At 35.3% G+C, this 13465-nt stretch carries 14 protein-coding genes and 1 riboswitch; of the genes, 11 read left to right on the plus strand and 3 right to left on the minus strand.

The window, feature by feature from the left end; genetic code table 11:
* Positions 1 to 14 precede the first annotated feature (14 nt).
* From BUC45_RS00615 to BUC45_RS00660, 10 genes are all read left to right on the plus strand, one after another.
* Positions 15 to 1286: a TRAP transporter large permease subunit gene (locus BUC45_RS00615; RefSeq protein ID WP_303872836.1), complete on the plus strand. Its 1272-nt coding sequence runs from the start codon at positions 15 to 17 to the stop codon at positions 1284 to 1286.
* Positions 1287 to 1301: 15 nt separating this feature from the next.
* Complete coding sequence (locus BUC45_RS00620) at positions 1302 to 1445, plus strand: hypothetical protein (protein ID WP_296969399.1); 144 nt, start codon at positions 1302 to 1304, stop codon at positions 1443 to 1445.
* A 32-nt stretch (positions 1446 to 1477) separates the two neighbouring features.
* On the plus strand, positions 1478 to 2605 hold the full coding sequence (locus BUC45_RS00625; RefSeq protein WP_296969401.1) for a hypothetical protein: 1128 nt from the start codon (positions 1478 to 1480) through the stop codon (positions 2603 to 2605).
* Between the two features lie 212 nt (positions 2606 to 2817).
* Positions 2818 to 3432, plus strand: coding sequence for a succinylglutamate desuccinylase/aspartoacylase family protein (locus BUC45_RS00630; protein WP_296969404.1), 615 nt, complete (start codon positions 2818 to 2820; stop codon positions 3430 to 3432).
* Positions 3433 to 4575, plus strand: a complete 1143-nt coding sequence (gene pgsB / locus BUC45_RS00635; RefSeq protein WP_296969406.1) for a poly-gamma-glutamate synthase PgsB — start codon at positions 3433 to 3435, stop codon at positions 4573 to 4575.
* Positions 4565 to 5005 carry a poly-gamma-glutamate biosynthesis protein PgsC gene (gene pgsC, locus BUC45_RS00640; protein WP_296969409.1) on the plus strand — a complete coding sequence of 147 codons (441 nt, stop codon included), beginning with the start codon at positions 4565 to 4567 and terminating at the stop codon, positions 5003 to 5005. Before pgsB ends, pgsC begins: the two co-directional genes overlap by 11 nt.
* The gene (gene pgsW / locus BUC45_RS00645; protein WP_296969412.1) at positions 5002 to 6096 is read left to right on the plus strand and encodes a poly-gamma-glutamate system protein; all 1095 of its coding nucleotides are present in this window, start codon (positions 5002 to 5004) and stop codon (positions 6094 to 6096) included. Before pgsC ends, pgsW begins: the two co-directional genes overlap by 4 nt.
* Entirely contained in the window at positions 6077 to 7459 is a 1383-nt protein-coding gene (locus tag BUC45_RS00650) for a HAMP domain-containing sensor histidine kinase (protein WP_296969414.1), read from the plus strand. The genes pgsW and BUC45_RS00650 overlap by 20 nt, the downstream gene beginning before the upstream one ends.
* Positions 7456 to 8079, plus strand: a complete 624-nt coding sequence (locus tag BUC45_RS00655; RefSeq protein ID WP_296969417.1) for a response regulator — start codon at positions 7456 to 7458, stop codon at positions 8077 to 8079. Before BUC45_RS00650 ends, BUC45_RS00655 begins: the two co-directional genes overlap by 4 nt.
* A gap of 1112 nt (positions 8080 to 9191) precedes the next feature.
* A complete protein-coding gene (locus tag BUC45_RS00660; protein WP_296969419.1) occupies positions 9192 to 9884 on the plus strand; it encodes an HAD family phosphatase in 693 nt (230 codons plus the stop codon).
* A gap of 23 nt (positions 9885 to 9907) precedes the next feature.
* Here BUC45_RS00660 and BUC45_RS00665 read toward each other — a convergent pair whose 3' ends face one another.
* A complete protein-coding gene (locus BUC45_RS00665; protein WP_296969422.1) occupies positions 9908 to 10489 on the minus strand; it encodes an HD domain-containing protein in 582 nt (193 codons plus the stop codon).
* A 211-nt stretch (positions 10490 to 10700) separates the two neighbouring features.
* Here BUC45_RS00665 and BUC45_RS00670 point away from each other — a divergent pair, with 211 nt between their 5' ends.
* Positions 10701 to 11543: a DegV family protein gene (locus tag BUC45_RS00670; protein WP_296969425.1), complete on the plus strand. Its 843-nt coding sequence runs from the start codon at positions 10701 to 10703 to the stop codon at positions 11541 to 11543.
* 49 nt (positions 11544 to 11592) lie between these two features.
* On the opposite strand, the gene BUC45_RS00675 is transcribed toward BUC45_RS00670, so the two are convergent.
* Both BUC45_RS00675 and BUC45_RS00680 read right to left on the minus strand, forming a co-directional pair.
* Entirely contained in the window at positions 11593 to 12333 is a 741-nt protein-coding gene (locus BUC45_RS00675) for an alpha-ribazole kinase (RefSeq protein ID WP_296969427.1), read from the minus strand.
* A gap of 201 nt (positions 12334 to 12534) precedes the next feature.
* Complete coding sequence (locus BUC45_RS00680; protein ID WP_296969430.1) at positions 12535 to 13032, minus strand: ECF transporter S component; 498 nt, start codon at positions 13030 to 13032, stop codon at positions 12535 to 12537.
* Positions 13033 to 13141: 109 nt separating this feature from the next.
* Positions 13142 to 13313, minus strand: a riboswitch (cobalamin riboswitch).
* Positions 13314 to 13465 lie beyond the last annotated feature (152 nt).

Below are 13465 nucleotides of genomic sequence, written 5' to 3' on the forward strand. Positions count from 1 at the left end.
AAGGAGGCTATGATGTGCAAATTGAGTTTATAATTTTCATAGTAATGGTTTTGACCTTTATGGCAGGATGTTTTGCATTTAAATTGCCTGTTAGCATAGCTATGGTATTAGCTTCTATTGCAGGTACATTAATAGATGGAAGTGGTATTCCCATTCGACATCTTGTAGAAGGCACCTTTGGTTATATAGATACTATCTTAGTTATTGCGACAGCAATGATTTTTATGGGAGTTATCCAAGAATCAGGGGCATTAGATGCGCTTAGCCATTTAATAATAAAGAAATTTCATAAAAGGCCTGCTATTCTTTTGATTTTTTTAATGTTAGTAGTTATGTTCCCAGGAATGATAACAGGTTCTTCTACCGCATCGGTAATAAGTGCAGGAAGTTTAATGGCTCCGGTATTTATGATGATGGGAATACCTCGTGTCGATACTGCGGCAATTATCGCTATGGGTGGAATTCTTGGGATGATTGCACCACCGGTAAATGTTCCTGCTATGATTATAGGTGGAGGAGTAGATATTCCCTATGTCGGTTTTGAAAAACCTTTACTTATGCTGACAATTCCTGTTGCAATATTTACAGTGCTTTATTTTGGTCTAAGACATACGAAGGACTTCGACTATAAAAAGTTGGCAGCTGAATTTTTTACAAGCAAAGATGAATATAGTTTAAAACTATTTATACCTTTGATTGTAGTTTTTATTCTGATGATTGCAACTAAGGCTTTTCCTAACGTCATACCTGATTTAGGAATGCCACTAATATTTACTATAGGTAGTATTGTAGGGCTTTTTACCGGCAAAAAGGTAAATATTCTGAAAACAGGTAAAAAAGCTGTAAAAGATGCACTCCCAGTTCTTGGAATTTTAATGGGCGTTGGGATGTTTATTCAAGTTATGACACTAACAGGAGTTAGAGGTTTTATTGTAGTAAATTGCCTGAGCTTGCCTTCGGCGTTACTATATGTTGGAATAGCTTTGGCCATACCGGCTTTTGGCGCTGTATCGTCTTTTGGGTCAGCATCGGTATTGGGAGTTCCATTTTTACTAGCACTTTTAGGGAAAAATGAGATAATTACCGTATCAGCATTATCTTTTATATCGGGTTTAGGGGATTTAGTGCCTCCAACAGCTCTTGCAGGAATTTTTGCAGCTCAAGTTGTTGATGAAGAAAATTATGTACCAATATTAAAAAAGTGTCTTGTCCCTGCCTTAGTGATTTTAGTTTATGGTTTGATTTTTATCATATTTGCCAAGCAGTTTTCCTTTTTAGTTAACTAAAAGAGAGGTGTTATTATGACCTTAATATATAGGGTTTTGTTAGCGATAGTCCTTATATTTACATTGTGGAATTTATTTACAGAAGGAGATTTGAAGAATCAGGCAAATGCTGCTTTAGTGTTAATACCACTGCTTTTAAGGATATTGATGATAAAATGATAAAATGATAAAATAGTAAGGGAGGTAAGGCAGTGAAAGGCAATAAATTTACTGCAACTGTTTTTTTAATTATTTCTTTATTATGCTGTTTCATATCAGGGAAGGCTTTTTCAGCGATGAAGGAGGAGGAACCGATAATACCTGGTTCCGGGGTAGTGGAAGAAAAGATGCTTAGTGAATATTTTTCTCCTCTCAAAGGAACTAATGGCGATACTAGAATATATGTTTTAAAGGGTAAAGAACCTGGAGGCAAAGTTTTAGTTTTAGGCGGAACTCATCCCAATGAACCTTCAGGATATATGTCAGCTATAACATTGATCGAAAATGCCAAGCTACAAAAAGGGACTATGTATATTATACCTCGCTCGAACAATAGTGCCTTTACCCATAATGATCCCCAAGAAGGTTCACCTCAGAGATTTACTATAAAAACATCTCATGGAGAGCGATGGTTTAGATATGGTTCAAGAGCTACAAATCCTTTGGATCAATGGCCGGATCCCGATGTCTATATTCATGCATCATCAGGTCAGCGGCTTTCGGGAAGTGAAACGAGAAATATAAATCGGGCTTACCCTGGCAGACCTGATGGGACTTTCACTGAAAAGGTATGCTTTGGAATAGCGGAATTTATACGCAGTGAAGATATAGACTTGACTATTGACTTACATGAAGCATCACCAGAATATCCTGTTATTAATGCAACAGTAGCTCATGAGAGAGCAATGCCAATAGCATCTAAAGCAGTTATAGAATTGCAACTAAAGGGAATTCAAATGGGTCTTGAACCATCTCCAAAGAATTTTCATGGTTTGACTCATCGAGAGCTGGGGGATTATACTGATACATTAGCAGTTCTCATGGAAACTGCTAATGCAGCCCAGGGTAGACTTAGGGGAAGAACTGATGAACACTTGGTCCTCACTGGAAAAGATAAGGAATATGTTAAAGCTGCAAAATTAGGAAGACTTTTTGTCCCTTATGATGAAAATGGCCATCCTTTGGAGGAACGAGTTGGAAGACATGTAACTGGGATAATGGAATTAGTCAAGGCATATAACGAACAAAACCCTGATAGGGGGATTGTGATTGAAAATGTTCCATCATATGATGAGTTACTCAATAAAGGATTAGGAGAATTTTTAAACCCGGCAGATTAAAGATTTTTAGGAAAGCAGCTAGGTAACAATAAGCTGCTTTCTCTCTCGTTTCGCATAAGAATTTAGAACGAGAACGATAAAACAAGGAGGGGAAAAAGTTTCAAAACAAGATTTTCTTAATTTTATCGATAACTATTTTTACTATACTAGCTTTTAGCATCAATATTTTTAATTCGACATCGAACCATTCTACGCTTTTAGATGGCACTTTCATGGAAACTCAAATTTTTTATAATAAAGGAAAGCAAAAAGGTCCCCATATTCTAATAATAGCAGGACTGCACGGTAATGAAATTGCAGGCATAAAAGCTGCAGAAAAACTTAAGACTCTTGTGCTAAAAAGAGGGAAATTAACAATTATACCGAAAGCTAATATAGAAGCATGTAGTAACAATATTCGATATCCTTATTATATGCAAGACTTAAATCGCAGTTTTCCGGGTAAAAAACAAGGGACTGATACTCAAAAGTTAGCATATGAGCTGTACACCTTTATAGAGAAACAAAGTCCTGACATCATATTAGATTTACACGAATGGGATACAAAGTTTATGAATATTAGCAAAAAACCATATAATGCCATAATAATAAATGACATTGATGCAAATCTTTTGCCAATAATCAAGGAATCAAAAAAGAATATTTATAACTTTGATATTTTGTCTTGTCCACCGAAGGGTTCCTTAAATAGAGAGGTATCAGAAAACCTCAAAATACCAGTTTTAACCATAGAGACCGATATGGAAAAAGAAATTGAATACCGAATAAATGCCCATTTGTTTATAATAGATTCTATTTTAGATTTATTACAAGAAGAGGGGAATTAAATGAAAGTGGTCACACTTGTACTTTCGATTGTATACATTTTTTTACTAATGATTGAATACAACCAAAACAGTAAACGACGCAAAAAGTTTAAACATGTGATTCATGTAAATGGAACACGCGGTAAATCTTCTACCTGTAGATTGATATATGCTGCTTTAAAAGTTGGTGGATATAAAGTTTTTTGCAAAACTACTGGCACTAGTGCACGAACCATAGGGGTAGACGGGAATGAGAAGGAGATTATCCGAAGTGGTAGTCCTAATATAAAGGAACAGATTAAGATACTAAAAGATGCTGAAAAACAAGGGGCTGAAATTGTCGTTATCGAATGTATGGCTGTAAATCCAGAACTGCAATATGTATCTCAAAATAGAATATTAGGAGCCGATATTTCAGTAGTGACCAATGTTAGAGAAGACCATTTAGAGGAGATGGGTAGCAGCTTAGAAGATATATGTGTATCCATGGGAAATACCATGCCCTGGGGTGGATATTTTATTACTGCAGAAAAAAAATTCTATGAATACTATCGGGAAAAAGCAAAAGCTATGGGGACAAAAGCAATATTAGCTATAGGAAATTCAAACTATAATAAGATAGATTTTAGCGAGAATGTGGCTATCGCTCTTAAAGTTTGTAAAATTTTGGGGGTCGACGAGCAAAAAGCCTTAGAGGGTATGAGTAATTACCAAAAAGACCCAGGCGTCTTGAAAATATATAAATTCTATACATATTCCGAAAAAGAGGTGTTATTTATAAATGGATTTGCCTTAAACGATCCTGAGTCAACGGTAAAGACATATCTTTGTTTGGATAAAAAAGGATTTTTTGCAAAGCAAAGATTTATTACCTTATTAAATAATCGGCGAGATAGGCCATATAGATCACTGCAACATATAGATATATTAAAAAGACTATCACCTAATGAAATTTGGCTATGCGGGTCTCATAAACAATTAATAAGAAGGAAATTGATAAAAAATGGATTTATTCCAGAACAAATAAAGTATTTAAATATTGAAAAACTAGACTTTTATAAAATAGGAGAACCTACAACTATATTTGGTATAGGAAATGTCCACGGATGTGGGGAAAAGATATTAGGCTATGTACAGAAAGTGGGGAAGCCTCTTGACCTATGATTTAATGATTTTTGGTATAGTAATCAGTATATTATTTTACGAAATAACTGGGATATCTCCTGGGGGTATAGTAGTGCCTGGATATATTGCTTTATTTTTAAACCAACCCCAGAAAATAGGAATTACACTTTTTCTTGGGTTAATCACCCTTGGGTTAGTTAATGTTTTATCTGAATATACGATATTATACGGTAAAAGGAAGTTTGCTGTAATGGTAATAGTAAGTTTTGTTCTAAAAGCTTTATTTAAAGGTATTATAGACTATCTTTCTATACCATTTGATATTGTTTCCATTGGTTACATAGTTCCTGGATTGTTAGCAAAGGAAATGGATCGGCAAGGAGTTATAAGGACTATTGCTTCCATGATAATAGCTGCTTGTATGGTGAAACTAGGAGTTGTAATCATGAAAAAGGGGATTTTACCATGATAAGTTTAAGAAAGGAAATATTTGAAGATATAATTTTGGTGATATTAGCATTGTTTTTATTATTTTTTTTAAGTATTATAGAAACTAAAAGCATAAAGGTGAAAGACAAATGGTACGAAGAAAAACTACAAGCAGCTTTTTTAATGGAAGAATGTTTAGAGGAAGTGAAATGCGAACGATTGAGGAGAAACATACCAATAAATAAAGAAATAGATATACAAGAGACAGGTTTAATTGGATGTGATATTACTCCCATTACTACAACATCGGGATCTCTGGAAGCCAAGAGGACATCAGTAAATCCAGATTTTGCAGCAGTGGTAGTAGATATGATGAAAAATTTAAAATTAAAACCCAAAGATAGTATTGCAGTAAACTTTTCAGGATCTTTTCCTGCTTTAAATATTGCAGTCTTATGTGCTAGCGAGGTTTTAGATTTAAATCCGGTTATAATTTCTTCCATTGGAGCTTCCACTTGGGGAGCTAATATACCAGAATTCACATATATAGATATGGAAAACCTTCTATATCAAAAGGGACTTATCACCAACAGGTCTTTAGCTGTTTCTCGAGGAGGAGCTGGCGATTTAGGCAAAGATATGGACAAAGAGACTATTGATGCAATTGTGGAAAGAGCTCGTGGATATGGTTTGGAAATCATAACCGAGGAGAATTTAAAAGTTAATATAAGCAAGAGATATGATTTTTATGTAAGAAAAGGCAAAAATATTAAAGCTTTTATAAATGTAGGAGGGAATATTATTTCACTTGGTACAAGTCCTGATACTACTAATTTTACTCCGGGTATAATAGTAGACAAGAATGTTAAGATAAACGAAAAATCAGGTCTTATACAGCTTTTTTTATTTAGGAACACACCTGTTATACACTTGCTAAACATCAAGAAACTTGCTTTAGATTACGGTTTACCTGTAGACCCTAGTTTGCCTATTGTAATAGGGGATAGTGATGTATATTATACCGTTCGATATGATACGACAATAGCAATTTTAACTTTTTGCTTGAGTGCTCTTACAATATTGCTTTTAGGCAAAAAGAAGAGGGAGAAGAATGACTGTTACAAATTTTAAATGGGGCAAAATTGTATGGGATTTAAAGAGAATAGTCCTAGGAATTTTTTTAGTAATATTAGGTGTTATGGCTCCCTACATAATTAATGTCTATAATTTTGGAATATATGACCTTTTAGCAAGCAGTATAAGGGAACAAGATAAAAATGATCTCATAATAGCTGCTTTTAAGCTGGTGATTTTAAATAGTATAAGGTGTTTGCCTCATTATATAGGGACTTTTATTATTTCTGAATCTATAGCCGTCTATTTAAAAGATAAGATATTAAGCTTTATAAATAGTGGCATAGTGTTGATCATAATTCCTACGGTATATCATATGATAAATCATGTTCATGGAATTCATTATGATTTAGGAATACCCGCTTTAATAGTTGTCATTATAATGATAAGTCTTAAAAAACTAGATTTGAAAACTGTAAGCACATTTAAAAAAACCATAGTTATTGTGCTTGTTTTGATGGGAGTTCAATGGATGGATATTATCCCAGAGCTATCTACCTTTCAATTTGGTCGAGGTGAGACATCTCAAGATATCAAAAAAGCTGCAGAATTTATAGGTTGCTCTGATGTATTGACTATGACATCAGTTATGTTTTTTGCTATATTTACCTCCTGCGCTTTACTTATTGTAAAGCTAATTAGTGATGAGCATAAATTGATTATTACAATGGATAAAAACAAACAGATTGAACGGGAACTTTCGAAAACTAGGTTTGAAGCCCTTCAAGCTAGAAACTATATGGAACTTAAAAACCTTGTGCATGATCTCAAAACACCTCTTACATCGATGCAGGCATTGGTAAGTGTAATTGAGCTAATGGAGGAAAACCCAAAAAAACTATCCTATCTAAAACGAATTGAAAATTCTATAGACCGTCTTAGTAATATGATTTCTGAAATATTATATGAAGATAAAAAAAATTCAGTGACTATTGAAGAACTTATGGAATTTACTTTCTCTCAAATATCTCCCTTTCCATATGCGAGCAAAATAAAATATATTAATAAAGCAAAAAGCAGCAAAGTTAATATTAATAAGATAGGAATATGTCGGGCTGTAATAAATGCTTTAGATAATGCCTATGATGCTATAGACAAGAAAGATGGCAATATTTGGATAGAGGTATATAATAGTGATAACAAGGTTTATATCGATATAATTGATGATGGTATTGGAATTGATGAAAAAAACATGAAGGTTGTATGGGAGAGAGGCTTTAGTACTAAAAAGTCTACAGGCTTTGGCCTTGGCCTTATAAAAGAGACCATGGAAAAACATCAGGGTAAAGTAGAAATAATTAGTATGCCTCAGAAAGGGACCTGTATAAGTCTGGTTTTGCCGGAGGTAATAGGTCAATGAAAAACACCAAGATTTTAATTATTGATGATGATAAAGAGATTTTATATGCCATGTCGGCTATATGTGAATATGAAAGCTGGATACCCATAACAGCCATTAGTGTATCTGAGGGTATCAAAAAATTGAAAGGTGTAAAACCGGATATCATTTTAATCGATTACCATCTTCCTAGAATTAATGGTATTCAAGGGGTAAGAATGATAAAAGAAATAGCTGAAGATGTCCCAATAATAGTTTTAACAGTAGAAGAGGATCAAATGGTAGCAGATAAGTTTATGGAAGCTGGAGCCAATGATTTTGCATTAAAACCCATTAAAGCTCCAGACATTATAGCACGGATTAAAGTTCATCTTAGGCTTAAAAGCACGATGGAATATATAGGGAAAAATGCAGATGATATTGATAAGGGGATTAACAAAAGCACTCTGGCTATTATAGAGGATTATTTGGCTACTGTGAAAAATAAGTATGTAAGTATTAATACTATATCACAAAATACAGGTCTTGCTTATCAAACGGTCCATAGATATATTCAGTATCTGAAAGAGCAGAATCGTTTATTGGAAGAACAAATCTATGGCAAAGTTGGACGACCTAAATTAAAGTATAAATTAATTTAGTAATGATTATTTCTTTTAAAATTAATTTTTATCCTTTCTTTTAGATTGATATAATTTTGCTAGTTCATCGTTCAATAATTTTACATCTTCGATATTATCTACATGAGTTATTCCAAAAATTGTATTGGGAAAGTCGTCTTTCCTTTTTCAACAACCCTTCTAAGAAACCTCTGTTCTCCCTGATTTTTTTCGACAGGGTAAACAGCTCATTCTATTTTGCTTACTGTACAAGCATCAATATGCTGACACACTATAATGCAATAAACACGGATATACTACATTTTAGTAGAACGATGCCTACTGACTTCCAAATGATAATCAATTTTCTCTCGCTTATTAAAACGCTCAATAGAAGTACGTCGTTTATAAGTAAACTTCTAAACATCTGAAGACCTAGGTGTTTTGGGAAACAAGCGTAAATTATCTTTCGAAAAGGTATGAAAAGTACGACCATATTTTGCAGTAGAACAAAGGCTTTGGCAAGTTTTTTCAGATCCACAAGCAAGAGGGAATCTCCACTCTTGTCGATTTTGATATATATAGTACCATTCGATTTCATTTTTTTACCAATACACCAGTCTGCACTGACAAGAGTAAGAATGCCACTAGAGTAGTGTTTTTGATAAATATCGCAACAATATTTTTCAATAAAGTTTCTAACTTGGTTTCCAGTTAGAAACTAGTTAAGATAAAATCCCCTATAAGTATGAGTATTAATGCTTGTGCTCGGAATTGAGGTATACATTTCAACACACTCCATAGTTGGATAAAAAATTCAAAGAGAGGAAAAGGGCCATCGATACTCTGGAAAGCATAGGTGACATTTTATCAGAATAAATTTAATATAACATTATCATAAAATAACTACACGTTCCTTTATTACTTTAGTTTTTACAAAAAAAAATAAAACGAGGCTACGTGAACTTATGAAGTACATAATTCTATTTTTTATTAACTGTTTATATTATTAGACTGAAGCTATTGATATTTTGTAGTTTTGTAAAAGTGCAAAAATTGAACTGATTGACATAATACTTTTTTATTGTTAAAGTGAAATTTGAGTTTAGTTTATTGAAAGCATTAAAGAAATAAGGGATGGTGTATCATAAAGCATGGAAAAATTGTCGTTGGTTATTTTTGATATGGACGGTTTGATGTTTGATACGGAAAGACTAACTGTTTGGGCTTGGGAAAGAGCCGGAAAGGATTTTGGGTATGAGATTACTCCTGACATAACTATAGGAGCAACAGGCTTAGATGCTAGAGATACCGTAACTTATTTCAAGAAATGCCTAGGTGAAAATTTTCCTTACTTTGAAATTCGAAAAGCTAAATCAGCGTATTTTGATAAATATATAAAGGAAAATGGGCTTCCGGTTAAAGAAGGCCTATACGAATTGATAGATTTTCTTGAAAAGGCATCTATTCCAAAAGCGGTTGCCACTTCTACATACAGGAAAAAGGCCGAAGAATGCCTGTCGTTCGCTAATGTAAAAGACAGGTTTGATTTGATAGTTTGCGGGGACGATGTTTCAAGGGGTAAACCTGAACCGGATATATTTTTAAAGGCGGCGGAAGGGTTAAATTGCTTACCTAATGAGTGCATCGTATTGGAAGATTCGGAAAACGGCTTGAAGGCTGCCTTGCGAGCAAAAATGTATCCCATCTGTGTTCCAGACCTAAAGACGCCTTCTAAGGAAGTCCGAAGGCTTATATTTAAAGAATTTAGTTCACTGCTTGAAGTCAAGGATTTTCTTGAAAAAGAAATAAATAATTTATTTACAAAAAAATGCGAGTGGGCCTAAATAACCCACTCTATTAACACTAATTACAGGTTTCCCTTGAGGCCGATTTCTTCCGCGACCGCCTGCATTCCCTTTATCGTTTCCTCAATTACAAAATCTTTGTCAAGGCCTAAAAGCTCTAGACCCTTTTCGATTACTTCCCTATTAACTCCTGCCGCAAAGCTTTTTTGGTTCCATTTTTTCTTGACTGACTTTGTCTGAAGGTCCAATATGCTTTTACTGGGACGCAGCAGAGCTGTTGCCGTGATAAGGCCGGTTAGTTCATCAATGGTGTAAAGGACCTTTTCCATTTTTTCGACAGGCTCCACATCTGAGCAAATTCCCCACCCGTGACTCTGAACAGCTCTTATATAATCTTCCGGCCAACCCTCTTTTGTAAGTATCTCCCGGACCTTTTGGCAGTGTTGGTCAGGATACATCTCATAATCCAAATCATGGATGAGGCCTATGATACCCCATTTTTCCTTATCAGGCTCCTCAAATATTTCTGCAAAATGTAGCATGACCGCTTCAACAGCTAAAGCATGGCGAATTAAAGCCTCGTTTGAATTATACTTTTTTAAAAGTTCAAAAGCTTCATCTCTCGTGGGATTTGCTTTACTCATTCTAAAACCTCCATCTATTAATATGATTGCTTTACTAAATACTAAACTTTTACCATTTACATGTCAAGCTCTCTGATTTTTCTATAATATTTTGGCCTTGAGAAGTTTTAATTTCTAAATATAATATAATAGAGGATTTTATCATTTTTTAGCGAAATAATAAACATTGAGCATTGGCGTTTTTACAAACAAGTCAAAACGGAGGATGTAAATGAATAGGATTGCTTTAGTAACGGATAGCACAGCCGACCTTACAGAAGAAATTATAAAAGAATATGACGTTCATGTAGTTCCTTTGAAGATAAGATTTAAAGATGAAGAGTATTTAGATTATGAAATTGCCGGCGATAAATTTTATGAGCTTTTGACACAGGCAAAGGAGCTTCCTACCACATCCCAACCCTCACCTGAGGACTTTGCCTGTATTTATCGTAATTTACTTGAAGAATATGATGAAATAATATCTATACATATTTCATCGGGATTAAGCGGAACGTTAAATTCGGCCAATATTGCTAAAGAAAAGTTCGGCGAGAGAATTCACATAGTAGATTCCAAGACTATCAGCCTGGGAATAGGGCTTATGGTAGTAGAAGCAGCCAAGAGTATCAGAGAAGGTCTGAGTGCTTTACAGATTGTGGAAGGCCTTTCGACAGTAAGGAAGAATGTAGAAGTACTTTTCACACTAAATACGCTAGAATATCTGCAGAAGGGCGGCAGAATTGGGAAAGTTCAGGGTATGATGGGATCTCTTTTGAACATAAAGCCAGTGGTTAGAGTAGGGGATGATGGTATATATCACACTTACAGCAAAGCTAGAAGCCAGGAGCGAGCTATCAACAGCATTGTGCAAGCCTTTCAAGATATGGCGCAGGGCAGAAAGTACAAGAGTCTTGTGGTAGCTCACGGTGCAGCTCAACAAGCTGGTTTATACCTTAAAGAAGCACTGGAAAATGCTTTGCAAATTAAAACTAAAATATTTACACAGGTAGGGCCTATTATAGGAGTCCATACAGGTCCAGGGACTGTAGGTGCGGGAGTGCTTTTTGAGTAAATTAAGGGGACGGTTCAGACATTTGAATGAACCGCCCCCTTATTTTTTGTTATTGAATAAATTTTGCAAGCAGCCAAACAGGTTGGGGTTGTGATATCCTAAGCTCCACAGGACTTGTTACCAGCACACATGTAGAAGGTCCAGCGGTTTTTTGTATGTCAATAGGCAGATTTGGTCTCCAGTCTAGCTTTAATCCTAAAAACGCCGCTAGCATTTGGGCCTCACCTTTTATTCCCTTTGAACCTACGGGGATTATATCGTGGATATCAGGCACTTTAAGCAGTTCTTTTACAAGCAAACTTGTAGCAATTTCAGTATCATCCAGATAGATTTCATTACCTACCTTAGGTACACCTACACAGTACAGCTTATCATTTGCCATTGTTCTATTTACACGCAGGTTTTGTTTTTCTGCAATTCCGATTATGGTAATTCCTAAACCTGTTTGATATGTTTTCATATTCTTTTCCGTGCTAATAACTAGAGGCAAATCAAGTGATATATCTTTTAATTCTTCCCTTATGCCTGATAGCATGCCTTCGCCGGTTGGGTCAGGCTCATTGCAAATTGCGGCAGTTAAAGCCTTTGGAGCAGCTCCTACTGACAAGGTCTCCATTAAGGCAACTCGGCTGGTAAGCCTGCCTACAATATACGGTGGAACTTTGACCACATCTTTTTCTTTTTCACCGGCCCCGCCGCAAGAATCGCAGGCAACTACCATATAAAGGCTTTCGCTTAACTTTATAAAACTTACGTCCCTATTTGGTGCTATCAAATCATTCTTGTGCATTTGAGCGCTAACCTCCATATTTTGTTTGATCTTTATGAACTAATATGCATTACAGCGGATAAGAGAAATGGCTTAAACTTGATTGCACTGCAAGAAGTCAATTTTGGTCTAAAAAATATAAATATCTTGTTTCCTGATTATGATAAAAAAGTTGTATGCTGCTGTAAATTTAAAAATTTCCACAATAACCTCAAACTCAAATTAATTGTTAGAAACACCTGTTTTGATTGTACCGGAGATAGCTTTGTATATCAATGCCGAAACAATGACATTTGCCGCAGAGGCCACCAAAAGAGGAACAAGCATAGATACAAAAAATGCCATTCCAAACTGAGGAAAAACTATAAATGTTGCCGGAGCTATAACTCCGTTTAAAATCGAAACTGCTACCACTGCCAAAGGCAAATTCTTTTTCCCAAGATAGCCATATATTGCAGCAAATGCCGCCATCTCTAGAGCCACAATAATATGAATGGGAAATGTCATAGGAAATCCTGCAAAAAGACTTGTAAAAAGGTGGCCAAGGGCTGCGGATAATGCTCCAAGACCGGGCCCTAGCAAAAGAGAAGCTACAAAACCGGGTGCCGAGTCAAAAGCTACCGTACCTGTAGGGCTGGGCACTTTTATAAGGGCACCCACGGCACTTAAAGCGATAAACATACCTGTTAGTGCAAGTCGTTTTGTTTTTTGTTGTTCCATAAAAAATCATCCTTTCATATTTTTAAAATTTGCAAAAGGCGATTTTGGGAGAAAACAAAAAGTCCACAGTCTAATTTGTCATTAGACCGTGGACTTTACCATCATCCCCGGAAAATCAAGCTCTTAAGGCAGGTCTCCTGGCTGGGTTCACAGCTGCTTAAACCTTCCCGGTTTACCAGTGGATATTTTAAGCAGCTCCCCTTTACAGTGGCGGGACCGCGCCGGATTTGCACCGGACTTCCCTATTCTCCCAAATGGGCACCTTAAGCAGTCTATTAACTTAACCTTATTGTAGGCAATAATATGGTAAAAGTCAACACAATAATTTTCAAAATTGTTGTTATTCTGTGATAATGTCATGTTGAATTTATTCTGATAAAATGTCAGGTATGCGAGAGGAGACATTCAACATGACTCAAAAAGAGATAACTCG

The organism is Tepidanaerobacter sp. EBM-38, assembly GCA_001896545.1.
Taxonomy (GTDB): Bacteria; Bacillota; Thermosediminibacteria; order Thermosediminibacterales; family Tepidanaerobacteraceae; genus Tepidanaerobacter.

Bases quoted from the DNA above. Each gene is read 5' to 3' on its own strand.
- pgsB (WP_296969406.1), top strand. From the start codon at position 3,433: ATGAAAGTGGTCACACTTGTACTTTCGATTGTATACATTTTTTTACTA.
- pgsW (WP_296969412.1), top strand. From the start codon at position 5,002: ATGATAAGTTTAAGAAAGGAAATATTTGAAGATATAATTTTGGTGATA.
- BUC45_RS00630 (WP_296969404.1), top strand. From the start codon at position 2,818: ATGGAAACTCAAATTTTTTATAATAAAGGAAAGCAAAAAGGTCCCCAT.
- BUC45_RS00620 (WP_296969399.1), top strand. From the start codon at position 1,302: ATGACCTTAATATATAGGGTTTTGTTAGCGATAGTCCTTATATTTACA.
- BUC45_RS00655 (WP_296969417.1), top strand. From the start codon at position 7,456: ATGAAAAACACCAAGATTTTAATTATTGATGATGATAAAGAGATTTTA.
- BUC45_RS00670 (WP_296969425.1), top strand. From the start codon at position 10,701: ATGAATAGGATTGCTTTAGTAACGGATAGCACAGCCGACCTTACAGAA.
- BUC45_RS00660 (WP_296969419.1), top strand. From the start codon at position 9,192: ATGGAAAAATTGTCGTTGGTTATTTTTGATATGGACGGTTTGATGTTT.
- BUC45_RS00665 (WP_296969422.1), bottom strand. From the start codon at position 10,489: ATGAGTAAAGCAAATCCCACGAGAGATGAAGCTTTTGAACTTTTAAAA.
- BUC45_RS00675 (WP_296969427.1), bottom strand. From the start codon at position 12,333: ATGCACAAGAATGATTTGATAGCACCAAATAGGGACGTAAGTTTTATA.
- BUC45_RS00680 (WP_296969430.1), bottom strand. From the start codon at position 13,032: ATGGAACAACAAAAAACAAAACGACTTGCACTAACAGGTATGTTTATC.
- BUC45_RS00650 (WP_296969414.1), top strand. From the start codon at position 6,077: ATGACTGTTACAAATTTTAAATGGGGCAAAATTGTATGGGATTTAAAG.